We start from the raw sequence: 24,375 nt of genomic DNA, 5'->3' as shown, positions 1-24,375 counted from the left end.
CGTACGAGGCAGGGAGGATACAAGATGGACTTCAATTTCACCGAAGAGCAAACCATGATCCGCGACAGCCTTTCCAGGCTGATCCGGGAACAATACGACTTCGAAACCCGTCGCAAGGTCGTTCAGTCCGAGTCTGGCTGGCGTCCGGAAATGTGGGCGCAGTTCGCTGAGCTCGGCTTGCTGATGGCTCCTTTCAGCGAAGAAGATGGCGGCCTTGGCGGCGGCCCGATCGATGCGATGGTTGTCATGGAAGAGTTCGGCAAAGGGCTCGTCGTCGAGCCATACGTGCCAAGCGTTGTTTGTGGCGGCGGTTTCCTGAAGCGCGGCAGTGACGCACAAAAGGAGGAATATCTCTCCGGCGTGATGTCTGGCGAGAACATCTTTGCCTTCGCATATGCAGAGCCGCGTGGTCGCTACAACCTGGCAGATCTTGAAACAACCGCGAAGAAAGACGGTGCCGGCTTTGTCCTAAACGGGCACAAGGCTGTCGTTGTCGGTGCGCCTTGGGCCACCCACTTCATCGTAACGGCGCGTACGTCCGGCGACCGTCGTGACAGCAACGGCGTTACAGTATTCGTGGTTGCGAAGGACGCCCAAGGCATCAGCACACGCGACTATCCGACCGTGGATGGCCGCCGGGCATCCGAAGTTTACTTCGAAAATGTCGCCGTTGGTGCGGAAGCCGTGATCGGCGAAGTCGACAACGGACTGCCACTGATTGAGACGGTGACCGATGAGGCCATTGCGGCAATCTGTGCAGAAGCGTGTGGCGCCATGAAGGTGGCTCACGCCATGACAGTGGATTATTCCCGTCAGCGTAAGCAGTTTGGTGTGGCCATCGGCAAGTTCCAAGTGCTGCAGCATCGCATGGTCGACATGTTCATGGAACACGAGCAGTCAATCTCCATGACTTACATGGCGACTTTGAAGCTCGATGAGGACGAGGTGACTCGCAAGAAAGCCGCGTCAGCTGCGAAAGTGCGCATCGGCCAAGCGGGTCGCTTTGTCGGCCAAGAAGCTGTGCAAATTCATGGCGGTATGGGCATGACGGACGAGTTGGCAGTTGGGCACTACTTCAAGCGCCTCACCATGATTGATGCCGAATTCGGTAATGTTGATCACCATTTGAAGCGCTACACCGCCCTTTCTGAAATGGATCTACCTGCAGCAGCGGAGTAAGGCAGATAGCGAACACGGCTTCGGCTAACCTTCAGACGAAGCTGTGCAATAATTAACTTCTGCCATAACGATTGTTACAACTTAGCCCGGGGTGCCGTTTCTTGCGCTCCGGGCTTTCTGCATTCTGCATAAAATACTGCAGAACACAGGTGTAGGAGAGGCCGAACGCAGTCGCCGTCCACGATCGGCCTCCCTGTAATCGATCGAATTTGTTCTAGTTTAATTACCTGATCCTCACCGTACTTCGCTAAGGATGGCTCACCAAAGGCAATAAAAGTGGTATGGGTCTTGCTTCATTGTTTTGGTAAACATTCCGGTAGGATGAACCGGAGATCGAGTTCCAGGGAAGAGGTGGAAATGTTGGAAATCAAGCGTGCGGGCCTTGCAGGTGTCGCAACAGGAGCGTTGGTGTTGGCCGCTACGGGTGTCGCACATGCGCAGTCTGGCGACTATTATAGCCGCGATAAGTATGAATCGGTCACCGACCGTAACCAGCCGGAGTTTGACCCGGAGCCCATCCGGCTTGGAGCCTTTACTGTAAACTCCAATGCCCATGCTGGACTCGGATACACGAGCAACGCGCTTGGCACGAGCACAGATGAGGAGTCTGATACGATTGCTGAAGTAGGCGCAAACCTCTCTGCGCGTACAAATTGGAGCGTACACGAGGTTGGTGTGGACGTCTCAGCGGTCCATCAGGAGTATCAAGACTACGGCGATCAATCGTTCACTAATCTGAATGGTCGTCTTCGTGGTCGCATCGATGTGACGCGGGAGTTTTCCTTCGGGGGCGCAGCCTTCTACCAGAAATCAACGGATCGGTATTCTGATCCTTCGAACACGTCCGGATTGGGCGAGCCGATTGAATTCACGCGGACTGGCTTTGATGTGAATGCGAACTACTCGAACGACCGGATCCGTTGGGCCAATGTGCTTACGATTGCGGAAGTCGATTATGATGATGCATCCACGATCACAGGTGTGCCGATTGACCAGGATTTCCGTGATCGCACCGACAACCGGTTCTATTCCCGGCTTAGCTACGCGCTTACGCCGAACCTTGCCATCTTTGGACAGGGCGTTCTGGATCAGCGCGAGTATGATAACAACGTCATTGTTGATGGTGTCGCGCGTTCACGCGACTCCGATACATATACGCTGTCCGGTGGTGTCGACTTCGAGCTGAACTCTCTGGTCCGCGGAGACATCGCGATCGGTTTTCTCTCGCAAGAGATGGACGACGCTTTCTTTGAGGACAATGACGGTCTTGCTGTCGACGCCAATGTCGAGTGGTTCCCGACCCGCCTGACGACAGTGTCGTTCAATGGCGGTCGCCGAACGGTTGATAGTGGTGTTGTGAATACCGCCAGTTCGGTCCAGACCAATTTCGGCGTTCGTGTTGATCATGAGTTGTATCGGAACATCATTCTTTCCGGATACGGAAACATCGAGAACTACGAATATGATGAAGTCGACCGTGATGAAGACGTTACTGATTTTGGCGTGATTGGCACGTACAAGATGAATAAACGTGTGCATCTGAATGCATTCGCGCGACACGTGGAGCGTGAGCGCGATGGTTCCGCGGTTGTCGGCAATCAGGATTATAGTGCAGATTTGCTCGGCATTTCTGTCCGCGTGTTCCCTTAATCCAAAATGGAGCGGCCTGAACCTTGGGCCGCTCCAAATTCAGCGTCAACTCCAACTTTCGGTATAGTATCTTGACCAAGACTTTCAGCTTTGAGCTTCCGACCCAGGTACCCGCAGAAGCGGATTCCGATGGCAACACCATGCCTACGGACCTCAAGTCCCTATTGGCTGCGGTCTATCGCCGATTCTGGCTGATTGCGCTGAGCTTTCTGGCGGTATTTTCGCTGGTCGCCTACATGACATTCAATCAGGTGCCGCTCTACAAGGCGAGCTCAATCGTTCAGCTTGATACGGAGCAGCAGAACGTCATTGATCTTGGAAGCGTGCTTAGTGGGTTGGCTGTAAGTACGGCAGTGATCGATACCGAAGTCATGATCATGAAGTCCAAATCTTTGCTCACCAAGGTGGCGGTGAAGCAAAAGCTGGTCGAAGATCCAGAGTTCAATTGGACGCTCAGAGAACCGGAAACGAGTGTGCTCGGTAGTCTGTCGGATAGCTTTCTTGGCTTTCTGGGGGTCGACACGACAGAAGAAGATCCGTTTGAAGGGATGAGTGTCGATGAGCGGGAAAATGCACTTCTCGAAAGTGCTGTAGCCAAACTCATGGGTAGCGTAGGCGTATCTCGAGTAGGTACGACTTACCTGATCAATGTGGAGGTTACGAGCGAGTCGCCTGAAACAGCCGCACGACTGGCAAATGCCATCGCAGATCAATACCGTGTCCAACAGCTTGAAACCAAACTAGATGCCACGCGGCGCGCTACCGAGTGGTTGTCTGACCGGGTATTCGCACTTCGGGAAGAGGTTGAAGAAAAAGAAAATCGAGTTGCTAAATTTATCGCTGACAACGACATGGAAACGGCGATGGGCAACACGCTCACTGAGCAGAATATCGCCTATTTAACCACGCAGAAAACCCAGGCCGAAGTTGAGCTGAATCGTGTTCGGTCTCGATATGACAGCATGCGTCGCCAAATTGATGGGGGTGCAGGTGTGGATGGTATTTCCGAAGTTCTGGAATCTCCACTGATCACCAGCCTCAAACAACAACTCTCTACTGTGCGTGGTCGCGTTGGAGACCTTGAGACTCGTCTCGGTCCGCAGCACCCAGAATTGATTGGTGCGCGTGCAGAACAAGCCGATATCGAACGCCAGATCGAGAATGAAATGAACCGCATTGCGACGAATCTGGAAAACGAAGTTCGGGTTCGCCGGGATCAGGTCGGACGTCTCCAGTCGCAGATCAATAATTCAAACGCGAAGTTGCGCGGCAACAGCCTGGCCATGGTGCGCCTGCGTGAGTTGGAGCGCGATGCGGAGACCAGCCGCGTCCTGTATGAGGAGTTCATTTCACGCTCCAAGGAAACGCGAGAGCAGGATGGCCTGGTTCAACCTGATGCGGTGATCCTGTCGCAAGCTTCGGTTCCAAAACACCCAAGTTCGCCTCGCACGAAATTGAACCTGTTGATTGGTGCAATTCTTGGCGGAATGCTGGGCGCAGGACTGGCACTTCTGGCTGAGCTGCTGGATATGAAAATTTCCTCCACCGAGGACATCGAGAAAAAGCTGCGCCAGAATGCGATCGGATCGGTGCCACTCATTCGTACCACCAACGCGCTCGGCTTTACGCAAACCAACCCGGCTGAGTATCTAATAGAGAACCCGCTATCTGCCTTTGCCGAGAGTGTGAGGTATTTGCGTGCAGCCATCGCGTTCTCTGACCTTGATAGCGAAACAAAAACGGTAGCGATTACGTCTTCGCTGCCGGATGAAGGTAAAACCAGTTTGACGCTCGCGCTTGGTCGGATGTCAGCAATGTCCGGGGCTCGCACACTGGTTATTGATGGCGACTTCCGTCGCCGTCAGTTGACCGAAGCCGCCGGTCTCAAGCCCGAAGTCGGATTTATTGAGTATCTATTCGGAGCTGGTCAGCTGTCTGATGCAATTGCAAAAGATCCGAAGAGCATGCTCGACATCCTACCCCTGTCGTTGACTGGGCACACGCCGCATGATGTGTTCGGTACGCGAGCGTTCGACGACTTGTTGGTTCGTCTGCGGTCAATGTACGATCTTATTCTGATTGACACAGGCCCGCTATTGTTGATGGCAGAGGCTCGTGTTGTGGCCGGGAAAACCGATAAAACGATCTTGGTTGTCCGTTGGAGGCATACGACACGTGCCGCGGCACGTCAGTCTCTCGCATTGTTGAAATCGTTCCAAGCAGACCTGCTCGGCGTAACTTTGAACATGGTCAATCTGAATCGTCGTCGTCATTACAGTGATCCGGGTGCTAGCTACGATGCATACCGGAAGTACTATCAGATGGAGAGCAAACCTTCTCTCTTCTCCTTTATGCGCGGCGGTTCCAAGAAGTCGAAGAGTGGGAAAATTCAGCCCACGGCCATTCAAACGCCTCCGAGTCTTGCCGACCATAAAACCGGCGCTGCCGAAAAGGTCGACGCGAACTGAGGTGCGGTGTGGGGGCTTTGGCCTCTGGCGAGAATTGGATTTTGTAATGACCAGGATTGCCTTCTTCGGACACGACGCGGCCGATGCGGCCGTGCGTCGCCGGGTCAAATCCTTTGTCGGAGACGGTCTGGAAGTTACGGGTTTCATGATGCGCCGCCGAGATAGCGACCCCGAATGGGAGAATGTCGATCTTGGCAAAACTCGCGATGGCGCTTTTCTTCAACGGATTGCACAGGTGTTCAAAGGGGCGAGAAAGGCTGCTGCCCACAGGGAAAAGCTCGCGGATGCTGACCTGATCTACGCTCGTAATCTGGACATGTTGGCTTGTGCATTTCTAGCGAAGCGCTACGCAAAATTGGACACACCGGTCATTTATGAGAGCCTTGATGTGCACCGATTGCTGGTTCGCAAAGACATTGTCGGACGGACAGTGCGATTTTTGGAAAGATCTTTGCTGAAACGTAGCCGAGCGCTGGTGGTTAGTTCTCCCGGTTTTATCAAGAACCATTTTGAGCGGTACTATGCTGGTCAGTACAAGGCTTACCTTGTTGAAAACCGGCTCAGCGCGGATGCTGACTTTGGACCTCGTCCGTGCGGTGACGTATGTTCAGAAAGCGCAGCATCAAAAAAAATCACCCTTGGTTGGGTCGGCAATTTGAGATGCCAACGATCATTCAATCTTCTATGCGCATTGGCCGATGCTTTCCCTCACGCAGTAGAGGTTCATCTCCACGGGCTGCCGGCCCGAACAGAAATTCCAGTGTTTGAACCTGAAATTGATGCGCGCCAGAACGTGCGATATTTCGGCAGCTATCAATCGCCTGAAGACTTGTCGGGAATTTATGCCTCGCTGGACGTCGTCTGGGCAGGTGATTTCATGGAAGCGGGATACAACTCGGTCTGGTTGCTACCAAACCGCATATATGAAGGCGGCTACTACGCAACGCCCTCCATCGCGCCTGCGGGCACTGAGACTGCGGCGTGGCTGCAACGGCATGGCTGCGGTTTTGTGGTCGAGGAACCACTGGAGACGGAGTTACCCAAACTGATCGAAAAACTCGTTTCTGATCGAAGTGAGATAACCCGATATGTGAATGTCTTGAATGCGTTACCCGAGGACATTTTTATTCAGCCAGCTGGCTTCATGCGTGATGTCGTAAGGACGAGCCTTGGGGGGGAGAGCGCGACATGAACATCGTAAGTCGTATTCCTGCTGATGACCGCGATGCGCTTGTCTTGGCTACTGTATATGAAGAGCCGCGCAAGATTCCTTTTTGGGAGCAAGCGCTTCTTTCTATATGGTTCCTAAATGCGTTCGTTCCGCTGCCAATGGAGACGCCCCTAAGATATTTGATCGTCTTGTGGTTTGTCGCACAGCTGTTCCTTTACAAGGATGAAATTATCCCGGTCATGCTCAAGGCGTGGCCACTTTTTCCGATTCAGCTGTTCGGTCTGATGTCAGTGGCATGGTCTCCCTTTACAGGAGATGCCTTGCGCACGGCTTTGCTGTTCCTGCTCACGCCAATTGTAGCCTTAATCACGATCGCGCGGTTTGATATCTCGACTATCTTGCGCTGCATGTTTTTCGCTGGAGTTGCCGCACTTGTTGTCTGTGCGCCTTATTACGACACCATGCATGCAGGCGGCCCGTATCCTCAGAAAAACTATTTCGCACAGCAAATGCTCCTTGTGGCTTTGCTCAGCCTAACGACGTTGTTGAACGACAAATCTTGGCCTTGGACGCGCATGCTCGCAGCTGTCGCGTTTCCCGTCGCACTTCTGTTCATGTTGCGGGCGCCGTCGGCCACTGCCTTGGTGTTCGCCGCGATAGGTATTGCTGGCCTTATGGGTGTTAAGTTTCTTTGGGTCTCGATCAGCCGTATTCGCCACCTTCGGTCGCTTCTGGTTTTGACGGCTTTTTCAGCCATTTTGTTGGGTGCGATGTTCGTGCTCAACCAGACGCATCAATCCTACCTGCAGGACTTCCTCGCTGCGCTGGGCAAGGATTCTACATTCACAGGCCGAACCGCTATCTGGGCCGCGGGTGAAGTTGCCGCAGCTGAACATCCCTGGATCGGGCATGGCCATTCGGGCTTCTGGCACATCTCAAACGGTGCAGCGCAGTCTATCAACGAGACAGACTTCAAGCCCTACGGAACCCAACTGACGTTCCACAACGCGTATCTCGAGGTTCGCGTGCATCTGGGGTTTATCGGATTGGCTCTCTACCTGTTGATGTGGGCGTGGTGCGGCTACAGGCTTCTGCTACAGTTTTTCCAGCAAACTTCTCTTGAGATGTCGGCTTGGCTTGTTTTCGGAGGCATCGTGTTCGTTTCGACGTTCACAGAATCTACTGCTTGGTCCAGCTTCAATACGGCCTTGAATCTTTTGTATATCGGCGCAGCTGCTACACTATCTCCCGTACGCAGGAAGCGCGTAGGAGAAATGCCGGTATTTATCACGGGAAACAGAAGCGCCGCTTAGTGGACTGGCGGGTAGGTGAGAGAACTAGAGGATTGCTGCAACGCCAGCAATGATACCTGTCCAAAGCGCTGAGCTGAGGCTAACGATCACCAGGATGCGCAGCCAAACTGGCCATTTGTTCACACCATGCGTGTCCGTTTTCGGCTGATCCCGATAAGTCCCGATAACGCTGGTTTGAGTCGCCAAATTCATCATGGAGCGTGTCCTAGCAAGAGACGGGTTCACCTCATTCATGAACGTATATAGACCGGTCATTCCTTAAAGCGCCTTTAAGACGCGATTCTCAATTCACCTGTCATGGTAAGCCATCTTGCGGATGAATCCGGCGAGAATTGGATTATTCTGTGATGCTGCGGGCTGGCAGCAGCTTTCTGAGGACTTGCTTCATGATTGTGCCCAGAAGATTCAGGGACGCATCTACTGAAAAGCTAAATGCAGACAGCGTCAATGAAATGTCGCGTTGTCGGACACCGTCCATCCACGCCCAGATTGCGGCTTCGCGCTGCGAGTAAGCGGCATGAGCCTTCAGTGCTGATTTCGCATCTGGCGAGATCCCCGGCCTTTTCGACATGCGTGCTGAAATTGCGGCAAGCCTGCGATGGTCACGCCCAGCTTGCGAGTGAGATGCTGATCCTGCTCGTTGGACGAGATAGTAGCCGCAAGGGTCAATCAACCAGGCTTTGGTACCGTCCAGGAGAAGGCGTGTGTAAAGTTCAAAGTCTTCGCCAAATCGTAGTTCGTTAAGATAAGGCGAGTCGCCATCTTTCATGGCTAACCGATTGAAGAGAGGTTTGATAAAACCGAGTTCGGATCGAGGCGTTTCGACTTCAAATGATCGCTCTACAAAGAACTCGGCTGTAAGCGGAATCGGACCGTCGGGCTTTTCTGGCCAAAGGTTGCGTTCTATCGATTGTGGGGACGCTTCCTGCGAAATGAGAAGATTGTCTGCCACCCAATCAAGATTGTTTTCGATTGCAGTGGCCAGAAGTTTCGACAGGCGGTCTGGCAAAACAATGTCATCGCTGTCCTGCGGCGTGAACCAGCCAGCATCTGTTTGAGACAATGCGAGATTTCGCGCAGCGGATGGGCCCTGATTAATTGATTGCTTCAACACTCTCAGGTTGGGGTGAACATCTTCCAGACTTTTCGCAATCTCATAACCAGAATCCGTCGAACAGTCATCGACGACAATGACCTCGAGAGAGATGCCACTGGGGCACTCTTGCTTAAGCGCACTGAGAATTGCGCGTTCGATATGTGGTTCGTCATTGTACAGTGGAATGACAATGGCGACTTTGGAGGGATCAAGATTTTGCCGCATCTGAAACCTCAGGGGCAAAGTTGGACGACTCGTCATTGTCTGGCGAATTCATCATTGTCTGTAGGGCGCGCTCCTTCTTCCCGGCGAAGAGTAGGACCAGTGCCCTGATACGACGAAGGGTGGTGCGAGGTGAAACGATTAGCAACACCAGCGGATAAGTCAGCGCGCCCAGCACAACCAAAAGTAATAATTTTGCTATGTCATCCACGTGCTCGGGAATTCGAGCCGACGTAAGAATGACAGCGCCCGCCATGATGATCGATGCGAGCAAGGCGGATGCCCCAGCGAAAACTTGCTGTTTGATGGAAAATCCAACCACACGCTGAACGGCGAGCGCACCGAGTACCCAGCCAATCATCTTCTGTGCCCAGATTAGCCACATGATCGCTTCAAGACCATATGGCGCAACATATGGGAGGGCAATCATCGTTGCCAGACAGATCAGCGCGATCTTCAATACCAGATCCGGGCGACCGACGCCTTTTAGCACGCCCGCGTCGAATGTAGATGTCGGGCGGCGAATCCCGATCAGCAACGAGATCTGAATTGCGCCAATTGCGCCGATCCACTGCTCTCCAAAGACGATTGGTACAGCGACGGGCGCGATAGCAACTGCACCGAGAAATGCGGGGTAGGCGACAAAAGTTGCAACCGTTATTGCACCGCGCAACAGCTTGTGGAGCAATTCGCGGTTGGCTTGGGATTTCGATGCAAAGGGCAGGGCAATCGCGCCGAAAGGAGAGATCAGGGCGGTCCCGGCTTGCTCTTGAACGCGCATTGCAAGATTGAACATTCCGAGTGCTGCAGGACCGAGAAACATGCCAATAACAGCCTGGGGAATGCTTTTCTCAAGCACGGTGATAAGGCGAAGGCTTACGGAGGCGAAGTTGAAAGCCGCAAGATCCTTCAAGTTAGAGATGGAGAAGGAGAGAGAAGGCATCCACCGGTCGAACCACCAAAAAGCCAGCATTCGAACGATTCGACGCGACAACTCCATAATAAGCAGCGCCCAAGCGTTCTGGAGCAGTATCGCGAGTACAATGCCCACAATCGCTGCTACGAGGGTGCCCACCACGTCGACGAGGGCAATTTGCTTGAATGCGAGACGTCGCTGGAGATGGCCGGCCGGGACTGCAGTGAAAGCTCCCACAAAGAGACCTGCGGACATAACCCACAGGAATGGGGTCAAGCCCTCCTGTCCGAAAAATGCCTCGATCATCGGAGCGGAAACCGCGATGATCACAAAGAACAGCGCTGCGAAAAAGAACGACAAGCCAAAGACGGAGTTTGAGTGCCCCCTAGTCAACTCTTGCCGTTGAATAAGCGATTCATTCAGGCTGTTGCAGGCGATCGCTTCGGGAATGGCCAACGTCACCAGCACAAACCCGTATATGCCAAAGTCGGTAGGAGCCAATAGGCGCGCCAATACGACCAGCGACAGCATGCTGCCAACCAGTCCGGCCCAGCTCCCCACGGCGCTCCACGCGGCGGCCTTTCCTGCTGAGCTCATCAGTCCTTTGGACATGCATGGGTACCTTTCGGGAGGAGGGGCGAAACGTGGATTCTACAAACTGGTATCGAATGCGCCATGAACATTAGCAGATTGTCGTGACGGGACGGCCTGAGCGCGCAAATTGTGCCATATCAGGATTGCTGGAAGTCAGCTCTTGCCCATCAACTGCTCAGGTGCCCATGGGGCATCGCCTTTCTCCCAAAGGCCTTCAAGGTAGTTCCTGTCTCTGAGCGTATCCATCGGCTGCCAGAAGCCGAAGTGACGGTAGGCGTTGAGCTTGTTGTCAGAGACCAGGCGTTCGAGTGGGTCTCGTTCCCAAATTGTGTCCGGACCATCAATATAGTCGAAAACCTCGGGCTCGCAGACGAAAAAGCCGCCATTGATGACGTTTCCATCTTCTGCGGCCTTCTCGCGGAACGACCGAACCGCACCGGTCTGGGAATCCAGGCTGAGGCCACCGAAACGACCGGGCTGAACCACCGCTGTCAGCGTCGCGTAGGCATTCGATGCTTTGTGCTTTTCGATGAGATTCGTGATGTTCACATTCGAAACGCCGTCACCATAGGTCACGCAGAACGGTTCGTCGCCGATGTAGCGCCGCGCTGCCTTGATGCGGCCGCCTGTCATCGTATTCAGGCCTGTGTCGACCACCGTAACATTCCAGTCTTCAGCTTCGGTTTCATGAAACTCTACCTGGCCGGACCGCAAGTTCATTGTGAAGTCTGAGCGGGTGTTGCGATAGTTCAGAAAGTAATTTCTAATATAATCAGACTTGTAGCCTGCGCAGATGACGAAATCCTTGAGGCCGTGGGCGGCGTACTGGCGCATAATATGCCACAAGATCGGGTTTCCGCCGATTTCAACCATCGGCTTTGGCCGAATGCTGGTTTCTTCACTGATGCGTGTGCCGAAGCCGCCTGCGAGCAATACAACTTTCATGGATGTCGTCCCGATCCGCTAATGTTCATTTGCGCATATCTTAGCAAGAAACAAGCCAGCCCATCAGGCAAGCTGATGGTTGCCTATCGCGCTCGTCTCAGAGCCAGCATGAAGCGAGAATACAAGAATGCGCGGGTTATCTTTCCCTTAAACAGCGCCTCTCGAATCCGCCATCTAAGCCCGTTCGAAAGCGATCTACAGATCTCAGGTCCAAGGGGTGCCGATGCGAATATCTGTTTGTATTCAGCGATTGGAAACGAGCCATCGAAGATCTCTTCGCAGCCGTATTTCGATGAAAATGCGCGTGAAAGAGTGAGCGTCTCGGCATCGCTCAAAGGGGCGTCCCCTAGTGATGCTGCATCGGAGAAGTCCTGGATTGCTAGGTCCCAAAGCTTCTTGCGGCCCATGATTACGCCTCTTTGAAGCAGTGCGCGGCGTTTGTCGGTTGGAGATTGGATCTGTTCGCCAGACGGCAGGAACTCGCTTAAATCCATATCGTCTCTCAGCGCGCGAAAAATCTTCTGGTCGTATTCCATCCATTTCTTGTCGCGTTCTGTCGCAGAGAAGCTGTTTTCCTTCGTGCCACGGAGTCCATCGTGTTGACGCTGGAAGAAAATAACGTCTTGCGTTCCAACTCCTGAGGCAACACGAGCCAGTCGGATCAGGAAATCGTAGTCTTGAGAGCGAACGAGATTTTCGTTCAAGGGTCCAGATTGGTCGACGAGCGCACGCTTAAAGATCATGCCCGGCTGGTGAACGAAGAAATCCTCCATTGTGCGGACCAGAAACTCCTCAGACGCGCATTCAGTCCAGTAACCTGTGTCCCATTCCTGGCGGTTTCCGGCATTGTCGATCGAAAAACGGACGTGGCGGCCATGGGCAAAGCCGGCTTCTGGATTGTGTTGCAATAAATTTGTGAGGGTCTGCAGAGCGTCCGGATGCATCAGGTCGTCATCATCAACGATCCAGACAAGCGGATGCTGGCACTCTGAAAGTGCCAGATTGATCGAATGGGCTTTTCCTTGATTGCTTTGCTTGGTTATCAGTCGCAATTTGTCGCCATACGTCGCTAGCATCTCAACTGTGTCGTCAGGCGAGCAGTCATCAACCACAATGATTTCGGCAGGCTGTAGGGATTGCGCGAGCACAGACTCCAGGGTTTCCTGAAGCAGGGTACACCGGTTGTAGGTTGGAAGTATTACAGAAACGCCATCCGACATACGGATCCTCACTCAGTGCTTTGGGGCGGGACGCCCGAATCGGTGAGCGCGCGCTTACACAATTCTTCGAGTTGATCATTGAGCTTGGTCGAATTGAATTTTTCTTCAATCACTTCGCGCGCATTTCGAGTGAGAGTGACAGCCAATTCCGGGTTCCTGGCCAAGGTCAGAATGTGATCCGCTATCTGATCACAGTTCTTTTCCTGTGCCAGAAGGCCCGATACACCATTTTCAATGAGTTCCGGGATGCCACTATGATAGGTGGAGATGACGCCAACGCCACTGGCCATGGCCTCCATCAGCGAAAGCGGAATCCCTTCCATATCTCCGTCTTCAGAGACCACACTTGGCAGGACCAGCGCGTCAGACCGGGCTAGCGCGTGTGCAACTTCCTTGTGTGGCAAAGCGCCTGAGAAGCTCACCAATTCTGAAATGCCAAGGTCGCGAACAAGTGCTTTGAGAGATGCTTCGAGCGGACCGGAGCCTATGAGTTCAAACCGCATTGTCAGATCGGGCGCTTGGCTCACGGCTTTTGCAAACCCACGAATTGCGTACTCCAACCCCTTCTTTTCAACAAAACGACATACGGTGACAAGTTTGAATGGATCGGTATTGGATCGAGTTTTCGGTGCATATTTGAAGTTCTCGGTCTTCACGCCCATTCGGTGAACGAAAATGTCTTCTTCGCGTGCACCGAATTGCTGAAGTCGTTCAGACCAGAAGTCACTGACCGGCAATAGCATCTGTCTCTGATCAAACAGGTCTGAATACAGATTGCCTCCATTGGCAAGCAAGCTTCTCGACATATCGTCGCCGTGGAAGATCGTGAGAATTTTTGGTGCCGGAGACAGCGAGTTGGCGCTTTCCAGTACTTGAGCGCCAAACCAGCCAAAGTTGCAGATAATAACATCATTGGCTGTGCAGAACTTGCGCTCGCGCGAGGCGGTAAGCGCTCTGCGGAGACGGTAAGGCAGTCGATCTTGTAGTCCGGACAAGAGAGGATTGTCTGAGCGAACATAGGAGAGGTCGTGCAATCCTTCAGGCGATACAGCCTTTTCCTGTGGCTTGGCCCGGTCGTTTGCCAGAATGGAAACTTGATGTCCGCGGGCGATCATTCCTTCAATCTGGTCCAGAATGAAGGTCTCCGACAGCTTTGGAAACGTGCCAACGCGAAAGCCGATTTTCATCGGTTCATTAATCGGGTGAAGAGGTCCAGAATTCATCGTCCGTTCTCTAGCGCTCAGGATGGCCAGCCGGACCAGTATTTCCGGACACCAACCTTGATCATCAGCCAATCAAACCACGCGTCGGCATAGGTGGCAAAAGTTGTTGGGCCGCGCTGCTTCTCCAGCGCGGCGAAATGACGTTCGGTTGCCTCGGCGCCGTACTCTTTCTTCCAACGCAGGGCACGCCGGAAATAGTGTCTGCAATACCGACGTGTAACGCGTTTGAACTCCCGTTCCGTAAGAACATCCGGTCCGTGTTCATACAAAGAGTTTAGCCAGTCTACAAAATGCGTATTCTTTTTGACAATCGTCGCGGCGGTTTGTGAGCCATCATGAATGCGGACCCATCCGAGGCGTTCGTGCACCATGCCAAATTTTCCGCGTTTCAGGATAGCCAGCACGGATTCGAAGTCAGCACCCGTAAAGCGATCATCATAAATCGGATCGCGCCAGTCCATGACATCCCGGCGCATCAACATATGAACAGCGAAAAAGCCGATCTGATTCAAGAAGAAGCGTCGCACGACTTCCTTGCCGTCCATAACAGTCTGGTCTTCCGGCCAGACAAATGGGACCGGCTCATCATTCTTGGATACGTTCGTTCCGACCAGCAGGATATCATCATCAGTCTCGGCGACTTCCACCATTTTTCGCGTGCAGTTCGAAGACATTGTGTCATCCGCACAAAGAAGCCTTACATATTTTGCGTCTGCTGGAGCATGGCTCATCGCCGTATTCCAGTTGGAGTACAGTGGGAGCAATTGCGTGTTCTTGTGAACAATCACAGGAAAATTTTTAGGCTCAAAGGCTTCCAAAATGTCAGCTGTGCCATCGGTGCTACAATTATCCAGCACGATATGGACCAGGTTTGGATAGTCCTGGGCCTGCACATTTTCGAGTGTTTCCAAAAGGAAATCCGCACCGTTGTAGACTGGGGTGATGATAGCAACTTTTGGAAGTGTCGTGTCGGGTTTGAGAGTGGTCATTCGTCGGAAACCGGATGTTAGAAATTATCTTTGGAAAGGACTTTGAAGAAGAGTGAAGGCGATCAATCCCGAGCGCTGCGTGTACTTAATTTTGATGCGAACAGAGGCGCGTCCCGAAGTAATTTTTTGAGACGCCGATAAACGGGCATTTCAAAGTATTTTTGGGTGAGGTGGGCCAGAACCAGTACGACCGGTACAATCAGAAGAATTTTTACGGCCAATGGCGTGTCTTCCGGTAGGATCAGGTAGGCGATCTTCTGTATTGGACGGTGTATGAGATACAGGGAAAATGAAATGGTGCCCAGATGATGGATCTTCATCGCGAGCTTTGCGCTTGATCCGACCTCGAACGCGCCGATCAGCACGACTGCGAGGAATAGCGGCAGCATGATAAAATCTATCCACAGATGGATGTATGGCAGCCAAAGACAGATCGCGAACAGTCCAAGTAGTATTGGCGTTGCCATCCCAAATGCACGCTGAAGCGCTGGGTTGGGGGCCGCGTCCAGATGCGTGTACAGCTTGTAGATCAGGATGCCCGCCATGAATGAGGCCATCCCACGGACCATTCCTGCGCTGACGGCCGGCGCCAATGTCTGAATGTGTCCGTCCAGATGCCCGAGCGTTATGAACAGCGTCACATAACACGCGATTGAAACTACGATCATCAGGCCGTTGACGATTGATGATTTGATCGAGCCCAGGATTCTGGTCCCGAATGCCAAGGCGAGTGCGACCAGAATATTTACCCAGAATTCGACAGAGATCGACCAGGATGGAGAATTGAACCAGAATTTGTCAGGTCCCAACCCAACATGATGGATCATCAATCCGTGTAGCGCCAATGTGGATTTGTCGATGTATTCGTTCGTTGCGATATATATCAGAACAGAGACGATCAGAGTGACCAGGTGCAATGGGTACAGACGCGCAAATCTGGCTTGTGCAAATGAAACGAGCGAGAATTCTGGGTTGCGAAAGTATGCGTGCATCAACACAAAGCCAGACAAAATGAGAAAGAAGTCTACAGCCAGATAGGTGTTGAGAGATCCATTTATCTCAGGAAAATGCAGGATCATGATCGCGAAGGCGGCATAGCCGCGCAAGCTGTCGAGCAGAACGAACCGCTTGGACGCTACTTTGCTTTGAGTAGGTGTTTCTATTGACACGAGACGTCCCCATCCAGTCTCGGAATACCGCTTCTGTCACATGACAGTGAGCTACATACAACGATTATTCCAAGTGATTCAGCATACGATTTCTGTTCTACCTCGCCCACCTCATGGGCGACTGGCGCCGATTTTTCCGCCAGCCCGCCCTGAGGCGTTCGCTAAAGATCGGACGATGACCAGTACAAGTCGTCTGTCAGCAGTCCATCGGCCTTGTACTTCATCAACATTTTCAGGCGCGTATACGGATTTGCCTGGAAGATTTCTGGTGTCATATTGATGGCTTTGAACACCTTGTGAAGCTGCGCGGCGCCTTTTTCTGCGGTCCATTCACATTTGAAGTCCGGCATCAATTTCTGAATCTTGTCGAAATTCACCCGGTAGGACCGGTTGTCGGCAGACGGCTCTCCGACCGACAGTGTGCAATCCGGGAACTCGTCTGCAACGATTTTGGCAATGTCGATGACCCGATAGTTCTGATCGGTGGAACCTACATTCATACGCTGTCCGGCGATCTTGTCCTGATCCGCATTCAGTGCGCAGTAAATCGCCTGACACATGTCCAGAGCGTGGACGAGAGGCCGCCACGGTTTGCCGTCTGACAACAGCTTGATTTCTTTCGTGGTCCAGGCAAGGCCACACAGATCGTTGAGCACGATATCGAAGCGCTGGCGCGGGCTGGCACCATAGGCGGTTGCGTTGCGCATGAAGCAGGTCGTGAAGTTTGCATCGTTCATTGGCGTGAGGTCGTTCTCAACGCGAACCTTGCATTCGGCATAGGCCGTTTGCGGATTGACTTCGCTCGTCTCGTCCAGAACGCCGTCATCCTTGCCGACGCCATAAACGGAGCAGGAGGACATATATACGAAGCGCTTCACTCCAGCCTTGCGGGCTTCATTCGCCAAACGAACCGAGCCTTGGTGGTTGATCTGGAAGGTCAGTTCCGGATTTTGCTGGCCAAGCGGATCGTTCGAAAGTTCTGCAAGGTGTGCGACGGCATCGAAGCCTTGCAGATCCTCAGCCGTAATGTCGCGAATGTCTTTGGTGACAATCTGTGGGCGCGGCCCGCTCATGGGGTAGAGCCAGCCTTCGCGATAGTATCCGGTATCAAGACCGACGGCATCAATACCGCGCTCAAGCAGATAAGGCCCCAACAGAGCCCCGATATATCCATCAGCCCCAGTGAAAAGTACGCGCATGAGAGTGTCCCCTTGGATTGCATGGTGTCTCAAAGTGACGGCGACTGTGCTGTTTTAGTTCAATGCGCAGATCATGCCGATTTCGAGACAGGATTGTCTGCCAAGTAGCAAGAACCGGGCCGTGACAGAACCAAAATTCGAATTAGCGTGTCCGATATTTTTGTTCTAATTACCGCTCATGGATACAGGGTACGAAATAGAGTGCGTCGTCATTGGTGCAGGCGTTGTCGGGCTGGCGTGTGCCAGGGCGCTGGCTAAAGGTGGGCGTGATGTCTTGGTCATCGAGCGCGGTGCCGATATCGGCATGGAAACCAGTTCGCGGAACTCTGAAGTCATCCATGCGGGCATTTACTATCCGAAAGGTTCACTGAAAGCTGAATGCTGTGTGTCCGGTCGTGAAAAACTCTATGAATATCTGCAGTCGCGGTCACTCCCGTATCGCCAATGCGGGAAACTGATCGTTGCGACAAACGACATTCAGGCTGAGGAATTAGAGCGCATTGCATCGCACGCTTGGGACAACGGCGTGGATGATTTGACGATCATCGATGCTGCAGAGGCCCAGCTATTGGAGCCAGCGCTTCATGCTACCCGCGCTTTGCTGTCGCCCTCCACCGGAATACTGGACAGTCATTCCTACATGGTCAGTCTCCAGGGAGAAGCTGAAGATCATGGAGGTGTGATCGCATTCAAGACGGAAGTTGTTTCGGGCGAAGTCTTGCCAGATGGAAGGACCCGATTGGTCTGTTCAGGCGATGAAGCTGCGACGATTACGGCCAACATGGTTGTGAACGCTGCAGGTCTGACTGCTCCAGCTTTGGCTGGACGTATTGAGGGTGTGCCATCTGAGCACGTGCCCGAATTCTACTACGCCAAGGGCAATTATTTCTCACTGAGTGGCTCTACACCGTTCAGCAAATTGATTTATCCCGTGCCGGAGCCAGGCGGGTTGGGTGTGCATCTGACGCTCGATATGGGCGGGCAGGCGCGTTTTGGCCCGGATGTCCAATGGGTTGAAACACTCGACTATGAAGTTGATCCCGCACGCGGCAACTCATTCTACGAGGCGATCCGGCGCTATTGGCCGGGGCTGCCAGATGACTCGCTTGTTGCCGGATACTCCGGCATTCGCCCGAAAATATCCGGACCGGGGCAGCCGAATGCAGATTTCCGGATTGCCGGTCCTGAGGATCATGGGGTGCCCGGTCAGGTCCATCTGTTTGGCATAGAAAGCCCTGGACTCACGTCCAGCCTGGCGATTGCTGACCGGGTTGCGTCACTTCTGAACTAGGCTTCAGCGCCGTAATTCATGACCATGTTTGCGGCGCGTTCACCTGAGATGAAGCTTTCATCTGTCCAGATATACGCCCAATCGCCATACCGGCCGCAATAGGCGACACCAACTTCCTTCAGATAGTCATGTACCAGTTTGAGGCATTTGGGGCGGTCGTGGTCGAAGATGACATTGCCCCACGGGGCGTAGAGGGTCGAAGTGTGGATGATTTCTTCCCGGTCCTGAATGTAGCCGATCTTCATCAGGCTCTGGATGGTCGGTTCGATCCAGTCTTCCAGCGTACCGGTCATCGGCTTCCATTTATCTGAAAAATAGATCTCTGCCTGAATTGCGCCGCAGCCTTCCGGGGCGACGTGCGGGGAAAACATGTGAGGGAAGGACAAGCGCGAGAACGGAATGTCTGCGTCGTAGAAATAGGTCCAGTGACAATCCGAAACGTTCGCCCGATTTACCCCGATATTGATTAGTACGACCTGACTGCATGACAGGAGCGCAGCGGCCTCCTGAACATCCTTGGGGGCATCCTTGATGAGTGGGATCAGCGCCGGCAGCGGGATCGAGGAGATCAGTTTCTCATAGGATGCTTGTCCCCCATGAGAGAAGGTAAGCATCTTTTCCCTTGTGTCGATTTCGGTCACGCGATGATCGAGGTGAACCTCAGACTTCTTTGCGAACATGTCGAGGTAGGAGACGAAGCCGCCATTTGTCGGATAGCGGAAGTCCGGAATGTAGTGGACGTCCTGAGTATCCTTGTCGAGCGCGCCGTGGAGGACCTCTTCGAGATCCGGTTGGTACAGGCGCGGTCCAAGCCAATCCGTGGTCAGGTTCTTGGCTTCTGTCGTGTGGTACTTCTTGGTGTACTCGCCCGGGAACGTGTCGCCGAAGGTTGGGCCGAAGGCCGCGTGAAGCCAATCCTGATAATTGCGGATTTCGCCATACTCATTGTTTTGCGCGTGGACAAAATCCTTGATGCAATCAACGATCAATTGTCTCGGAAGACCCGCCAAATTCACCTGAGCCGGATGCTTGATCCAATGGCCTTGCCAGTAATTGTTTACGCGGGACGGGAAGGCTTGGAAGTCCTGCTCCACGCTTTCAGCAAAGAGTGTCTTGATCCGCTCATTCTTTGTAAAAGAGATATGCGGCCCTTCGTCGAAAATGAAGCCGTCCTTATAGTCGAAGCTGGCGGTATGCCCGCCAATGTGATCTCGCGCTTCGTAGATGACAGGCTTGACCCCTTGTGAGTGCAGTTGATGAGCTGCACCGAAGCCTGCGCACCCCGCGCCGAGAATGCGCACACCGCTTTCGGTCAGATTGCCGTCATTCATAGAAGTCTCCGTAAGTTCGCCATGTCCCACGCTTGCACGGCTTGTTTGGTCACGATCGCCCGTAAACCATAGAAGTTTCGATACGATGAAATGACAGCGAAAAGATTGTTAATCTCGGAATGTGATTTGCAACTTCTATAGGCTAATCCAATTTCCGGACATCACTTCAGGGGACTGACATGAAATTTGTCGAAACGCCGCTCAGCGGTGCGTTCATCGTTGAGCAGGAGCCATTCTCGGATGCGCGCGGCTATTTTGCGCGAGCTTACTGCAAGGACGAACTTGCCACGGTTGGTGCGAACTATGAATTCGTCCAAGCGAATATGTCCGGCAACGTTTCGGCCGGGACGTTGCGCGGATTGCATTATCAGAACGAAACAGCGCCGGAGGCAAAATTCTTTCGCTGTATCAATGGCGCCGTTTTCGACGTCATCGTCGATATGCGGCCAGATTCGCCGACGCGATACCAATGGTTCGGCGTCGAACTGACAGCTGAAAACCGGAAGGCGCTGATTGTTCCGCCTCTATTCGCGCACGCATACCTGTCACTGACGGACGGTGCTGAAGTGTTTTACCAGACCTCGCATGCCTACGCGCCGGGAACGGAGCGCGGTGTTCGCTGGGACGATCCGGGTATTGGAATCAAATGGCCTGCCCCGGTTACCGATATCTCCGATAAGGACCGCAACTGGCCCGATCTCGACATCTGACAAGCAGCTGCACACGCGGAAAATCAATCAATGACACAGACCATTATTGTTACAGGCGGTACCGGCTTCATCGGGTTCCATGCCGTCACGGAACTGGTTGCCCGCGGGCACAAGGTTATCGTTCCAACAAGCCGCCCGATTTCCGAGAGCGTCTCTGGAGCGCATTATGTCGCTTGCGATTTGACAGATCCAGCGGCTCGGCAAAAACTGATCTCCGAGGCTGGGGCCGATACGCTGCTCCATATCGCATGGCGTGCTGCGGTCAGCGGGCTTTGGGGAGCGCCAGAAAATACTGACTGGCTTCAGGCAAGCCTCGCCTTGGGACGGGACTTTCTTGATGCTGGTGGCAAACGCATCGCTTTGTGTGGGTCCTGTGGCGAATATGACTGGACGTCCGGAATTTGCATCGAAGATGTCACGCCATTGCGCCCGAACACGATTTACGGAACCGCGAAAGTGTCAGTTCTGCACGGCCTCTCAGCCATGTGTCAGGTGGCCGGGGCCTCATTCGTGGCAGGTCGCCCATTCTTCATTTATGGCCCTCGTGAGCACGAAAGCCGCCTGACGGCTTATGTGATCAACTCATTGCTGGCGGGAGACGAAGCGGCGTGTTCTCACGGCATGCAGCTGCGCGACTACAGTCATGTGGCGGACGTCGGCCGCGGCATGGCAGCGCTTGCCGCCAGTGATCTGACCGGCGAGTACAATATCGGAACTGGCCAGGCGGTCCGCGTCAAAGACGTCATTCTTGAAATCGCCAGCGCTGTTGGCCGGAATGATCTGGTCAAGCTTGGAGCGAGGGAAGCGCCTGCGTTCGAGCCACCTCTTATTGTCGCTGATATGTCAAAGACACGCGCATCTGGTCTCGATTGGGCGCCGCGCTTTTCGCTTGAGACCGGGGTAGCGGATACGATCGACTGGTTTCGGGCACAACTTTAACGTCAACTGACACCTGAACATTGGGCAAGGAAAAGCCGGACGAGATCGTTCATCTCGTCCGGCTTTTTAATGCGCCTTGGAATGCCGAGCTTTTATTCTCGACCTTTGGAATCAGCGTGCGCCGCGGGAGTTGAAGACCGCTGGAACCGTCAGAAAAAGGATCTTGAGATCAGACAGGAAGGAATGCTCACGAACATATTCGACATCCATCTCTACGCGGGTCTCATACGTCGTATCGCTGCGACCGCGAACCTGCCAAAGACCTGTCAGACCAGGACGGACGGCGCAATAGTCTTTGAAGTTGTCGCCATACTTCGAAACTTCGCTTTCAACGATTGGGCGTGGACCTACGAGGGACATGTCCCCACGAATGACATTGATAAGCTGGGGCAGTTCATCGATTGAGCTTTTCCGAAGGAAGTGGCCAAAAGGTGTGATGCGGGGATCGTGTGTGAGTTTCTGTGTGTCTGCCCATTCGCGGCGAGCTTCCGGGTCAGCGGCGAGTAATTCCTGCAGGCGGATATCCGCGTCAGCGACCATGGAGCGTAGCTTATAGCATTTGAATGGCACACCGTCTTTTCCGAGACGGGACTGGCGGAACAGGGCCGGTGCGCCATCCTGCAAGCGCACAATAATCGCGACTGCAAGAATAAGAGGAGCAGTGAACAACAGGATGGCGGAAGCGACGACGACATCAAATGCGCGTTTCGCCGATAGCTCAGTTCCCGGACGAACGGGCCGGCTCCTGAGGGTCGTATATGTCGAAATCTCCACTTCGCGCGACTCTTTCGAAAGTCTCAATCCCATTTTCGTCCCCTACAATCTACACACAATGTGCCGGGTTACCTGCCACACCCAACGCATTTGCTAACGAGTAGTTAACTCGGAAGATTGATTGGATGTTTATTTCTTTCAGGGAGGTTTGCAATGTTTGTACCGCCAATTTTGAAAATAATTAGCGGATGGACGCAAATTTCGCGTGTCAGGGGAAAGTAAAGGGTAAGTATTCGGCAAAACACTACGAAATTTGGGCGTTCTGGGGGTATTTCTTGCTCGTTTGAAAATGAGTGACCGATTCTAGGACAGTCGCGTGCCAAGCTGGGAATCGGGAAACAAAAAAAGCGACGCCCAGAAAGCGCCGCCTTTGCAATTTTTGAATGGTTAAGTCGCGCTAGAAAATGCGCTCACCGATCCGGATCGTGTCGCCGGGTTTAACCGCTGTATTGGTGTCGAGCGTGTAGCTTTGTTCTTCTGCGCCATCTACGCTTTTGATGAACACAACCTTCTTGTTGGCCCGATAGGTAAATCCACCCGCAGCCGCCACGGCATTCAGAACGGTGAGGCCGGATGTGTAGGGATATTCGCCGGGTGAGCCTACTTCGCCGAGAATGTAGAAAGGACGATAGTTGATCACTTCCGCACTTACGCGTGGGTTCAGGATGTAATCACCATCAAGCGTTTCGACGATACGAGCTTCGAGTTCTGGTGTGGTGAGGCCGAGCGCGTCGAGCTGGCCGATCAGTGGCAATGAAATTGCGCCGGAGCCGTCAACATCGAACTCGCCGGACAGGTCCGGGTGGCCGAACACAGTTACACGAAGGCGGTCGCCATTACCCAGGACGTACGCCGGAGCAGTGCGCTGGTCGGTCGCAACATCGGTCGCGTCTGAGCGCTGTGTGACGGTGCCGGACTGGCAGGCAGAAACGAGCAGGAATGTACCTGCCGCAAGCGCCAACAAAATAGCACGAAATATGGTCATGTCCCCAAATTCTCCCTGATTGGACGGCACCCGCCGCCAAGCTATGATTAGTCTTTAACTCGGACTTGTTTCCAGAAAGCTGACATCAGTGCCAAAAAGTCTGGCAGCCGATAAGCGTCCACTAATGAAGGCTCCGGTATCGAGGCCGATTCTACGATTATCGCGGAAGACGTCATCTGCTGGCGTGTGGCCGTGCACGATGACGTGCTCGAATTCTGCTGCATCATCCAGGAATTCATCTCTGATCCACAGCATGTCCCGGTCAGATTGCTGATCCAGAGGAACATCAGGACGCACACCTGCATGTACGAAGAGATAGTCGCCCGCGATGTGATGGGTCTTGAGGGATGCGTAGAATTCAAGGTGCTCTTTCGGCAGCCGATCGCGAAATCCGGTCCAGACCTGGTCCCAGGCTTTCTTCGCCGCTTGCATCGCTTCGTGTGACGTCAGGCTGGAGCGCGTGTTCGGTGGTTGAAAGCCATAAGAGTAAAGTGTTTCCCCGCCGCCATATCGGACCCATTGTTTTCCGAAACTGGCATCATGGTAGAAACGCAGAAGCGCCTCCTCATGGTTTCCCATCAGGAAGACTGTTTCAAAACTATCAAGGCGGTCGCTGATTAGGAAATCGATGACACTGCGGGACTGCAGCCCCCGATCAATGTAGTCCCCGAGAAAGACGATCGTGCACTTGGTGCCTTCAGGCAGCGTTTGCCGATCTTGCTTGATTTGATCGATGAGGCGTTCCAACAGATCGTGCCGACCGTGAATGTCGCCAATAGCATACAGGCATTCGCCGTCCGGCGCTGCAGATACGCGAGTCAGCGCCTGAGCAGGAGCTGGTTCGGCCTCTGCCTCGGTTGGCGTCGAGAACGCTTCGAACCGTTGCCGCATCCGCGCGCGCAAAGACGTGGTCGAGCGGGTCAGTTGCCCGAGGCGCTCGATAAACGACTTTTGAATTTGCTGCGTCAGCTTTGCCATGGATGCTCAATGA

General features: G+C 53.4%; 21 protein-coding genes. 8 read left to right on the top strand and 13 right to left on the bottom strand.

Translation table 11 applies throughout. The features are described from left to right. The first annotated feature begins 24 nt into the window (after positions 1–24). From HY36_RS13510 to HY36_RS13490, 5 genes are all read left to right on the top strand, one after another. Positions 25–1,179 (top strand): acyl-CoA dehydrogenase family protein, encoded by a 1,155-nt coding sequence (locus HY36_RS13510; protein ID WP_035553819.1) that lies wholly within the window; start codon positions 25–27, stop codon positions 1,177–1,179. A 357-nt stretch (positions 1,180–1,536) separates the two neighbouring features. Continuing rightward, entirely contained in the window at positions 1,537–2,829 is a 1,293-nt protein-coding gene (locus tag HY36_RS13505) for an outer membrane beta-barrel protein (RefSeq protein WP_035553809.1), read from the top strand. A gap of 71 nt (positions 2,830–2,900) precedes the next feature. Beyond that, positions 2,901–5,297, top strand: coding sequence for a GumC family protein (locus HY36_RS13500; protein ID WP_155841930.1), 2,397 nt, complete (start codon positions 2,901–2,903; stop codon positions 5,295–5,297). 46 nt (positions 5,298–5,343) lie between these two features. After that, on the top strand, positions 5,344–6,489 hold the full coding sequence (locus tag HY36_RS13495) for a hypothetical protein (protein WP_051602800.1): 1,146 nt from the start codon (positions 5,344–5,346) through the stop codon (positions 6,487–6,489). Then, positions 6,486–7,781: an O-antigen ligase family protein gene (locus HY36_RS13490; RefSeq protein WP_035553806.1), complete on the top strand. Its 1,296-nt coding sequence runs from the start codon at positions 6,486–6,488 to the stop codon at positions 7,779–7,781. Before HY36_RS13495 ends, HY36_RS13490 begins: the two co-directional genes overlap by 4 nt. Before the next feature lie 24 nt (positions 7,782–7,805). On the opposite strand, the gene HY36_RS13485 is transcribed toward HY36_RS13490, so the two are convergent. The 9 genes from HY36_RS13485 to HY36_RS13445 form a co-directional block, all read right to left on the bottom strand. Then, positions 7,806–8,036 carry a hypothetical protein gene (locus HY36_RS13485; RefSeq protein ID WP_035553804.1) on the bottom strand — a complete coding sequence of 77 codons (231 nt, stop codon included), beginning with the start codon at positions 8,034–8,036 and terminating at the stop codon, positions 7,806–7,808. Positions 8,037–8,118: 82 nt separating this feature from the next. After that, positions 8,119–9,102 (bottom strand): glycosyltransferase family 2 protein, encoded by a 984-nt coding sequence (locus tag HY36_RS13480; RefSeq protein ID WP_035553801.1) that lies wholly within the window; start codon positions 9,100–9,102, stop codon positions 8,119–8,121. Further along, on the bottom strand, positions 9,086–10,627 hold the full coding sequence (locus HY36_RS13475; protein ID WP_035553798.1) for a lipopolysaccharide biosynthesis protein: 1,542 nt from the start codon (positions 10,625–10,627) through the stop codon (positions 9,086–9,088). Before HY36_RS13475 ends, HY36_RS13480 begins: the two co-directional genes overlap by 17 nt. A 135-nt stretch (positions 10,628–10,762) precedes the next feature. Beyond that, a complete protein-coding gene (gene rfbF, locus HY36_RS13470) occupies positions 10,763–11,554 on the bottom strand; it encodes a glucose-1-phosphate cytidylyltransferase (protein ID WP_035553795.1) in 792 nt (263 codons plus the stop codon). 83 nt (positions 11,555–11,637) lie between these two features. Beyond that, entirely contained in the window at positions 11,638–12,774 is a 1,137-nt protein-coding gene (locus HY36_RS13465) for a glycosyltransferase family 2 protein (protein ID WP_051602799.1), read from the bottom strand. A gap of 8 nt (positions 12,775–12,782) precedes the next feature. Further along, complete coding sequence (locus HY36_RS13460; RefSeq protein WP_162176000.1) at positions 12,783–13,961, bottom strand: glycosyltransferase; 1,179 nt, start codon at positions 13,959–13,961, stop codon at positions 12,783–12,785. A 53-nt stretch (positions 13,962–14,014) separates the two neighbouring features. Continuing rightward, positions 14,015–14,986: a glycosyltransferase family 2 protein gene (locus HY36_RS13455; protein WP_035553790.1), complete on the bottom strand. Its 972-nt coding sequence runs from the start codon at positions 14,984–14,986 to the stop codon at positions 14,015–14,017. A gap of 62 nt (positions 14,987–15,048) precedes the next feature. Continuing rightward, entirely contained in the window at positions 15,049–16,155 is a 1,107-nt protein-coding gene (locus HY36_RS13450; RefSeq protein WP_035553787.1) for an acyltransferase family protein, read from the bottom strand. 161 nt (positions 16,156–16,316) lie between these two features. Continuing rightward, the gene (locus HY36_RS13445; RefSeq protein WP_035553785.1) at positions 16,317–17,354 is read right to left on the bottom strand and encodes an NAD-dependent epimerase/dehydratase family protein; all 1,038 of its coding nucleotides are present in this window, start codon (positions 17,352–17,354) and stop codon (positions 16,317–16,319) included. A 178-nt stretch (positions 17,355–17,532) separates the two neighbouring features. Here HY36_RS13445 and HY36_RS13440 point away from each other — a divergent pair, with 178 nt between their 5' ends. After that, positions 17,533–18,645 carry an NAD(P)/FAD-dependent oxidoreductase gene (locus HY36_RS13440; RefSeq protein WP_035553783.1) on the top strand — a complete coding sequence of 371 codons (1,113 nt, stop codon included), beginning with the start codon at positions 17,533–17,535 and terminating at the stop codon, positions 18,643–18,645. On the opposite strand, the gene HY36_RS13435 is transcribed toward HY36_RS13440, so the two are convergent. After that, positions 18,642–19,976, bottom strand: coding sequence for a protoporphyrinogen/coproporphyrinogen oxidase (locus HY36_RS13435; RefSeq protein ID WP_051602798.1), 1,335 nt, complete (start codon positions 19,974–19,976; stop codon positions 18,642–18,644). The two genes, HY36_RS13440 and HY36_RS13435, sit on opposite strands and share 4 nt — an antisense overlap. 179 nt (positions 19,977–20,155) lie before the next feature. Between HY36_RS13435 and rfbC the strand changes: the two genes are divergently transcribed. Both rfbC and HY36_RS13425 read left to right on the top strand, forming a co-directional pair. After that, a complete protein-coding gene (gene rfbC / locus HY36_RS13430) occupies positions 20,156–20,686 on the top strand; it encodes a dTDP-4-dehydrorhamnose 3,5-epimerase (RefSeq protein WP_035553780.1) in 531 nt (176 codons plus the stop codon). Between the two features lie 30 nt (positions 20,687–20,716). Next, a complete protein-coding gene (locus tag HY36_RS13425; protein WP_035553777.1) occupies positions 20,717–21,625 on the top strand; it encodes an NAD-dependent epimerase/dehydratase family protein in 909 nt (302 codons plus the stop codon). Positions 21,626–21,736: 111 nt separating this feature from the next. On the opposite strand, the gene HY36_RS13420 is transcribed toward HY36_RS13425, so the two are convergent. The 3 genes from HY36_RS13420 to HY36_RS13410 all read right to left on the bottom strand — a co-directional run bounded on the left by HY36_RS13420 (position 21,737) and on the right by HY36_RS13410 (position 24,362). Beyond that, positions 21,737–22,432 carry a sugar transferase gene (locus tag HY36_RS13420; RefSeq protein WP_081806196.1) on the bottom strand — a complete coding sequence of 232 codons (696 nt, stop codon included), beginning with the start codon at positions 22,430–22,432 and terminating at the stop codon, positions 21,737–21,739. A 364-nt stretch (positions 22,433–22,796) separates the two neighbouring features. Beyond that, a complete protein-coding gene (locus tag HY36_RS13415) occupies positions 22,797–23,384 on the bottom strand; it encodes a polysaccharide biosynthesis/export family protein (protein ID WP_035553775.1) in 588 nt (195 codons plus the stop codon). 54 nt (positions 23,385–23,438) lie between these two features. Next, a complete protein-coding gene (locus tag HY36_RS13410; protein WP_051602797.1) occupies positions 23,439–24,362 on the bottom strand; it encodes a metallophosphoesterase family protein in 924 nt (307 codons plus the stop codon). Between the last annotated feature and the right edge of the window lie 13 nt (positions 24,363–24,375).

Source organism: Hyphomonas atlantica corrig. (assembly GCF_000682715.1).
GTDB lineage: Bacteria > Pseudomonadota > Alphaproteobacteria > Caulobacterales > Hyphomonadaceae > Hyphomonas > Hyphomonas atlantica.
This window is presented reverse-complemented; position numbering and strand designations above follow the sequence as displayed.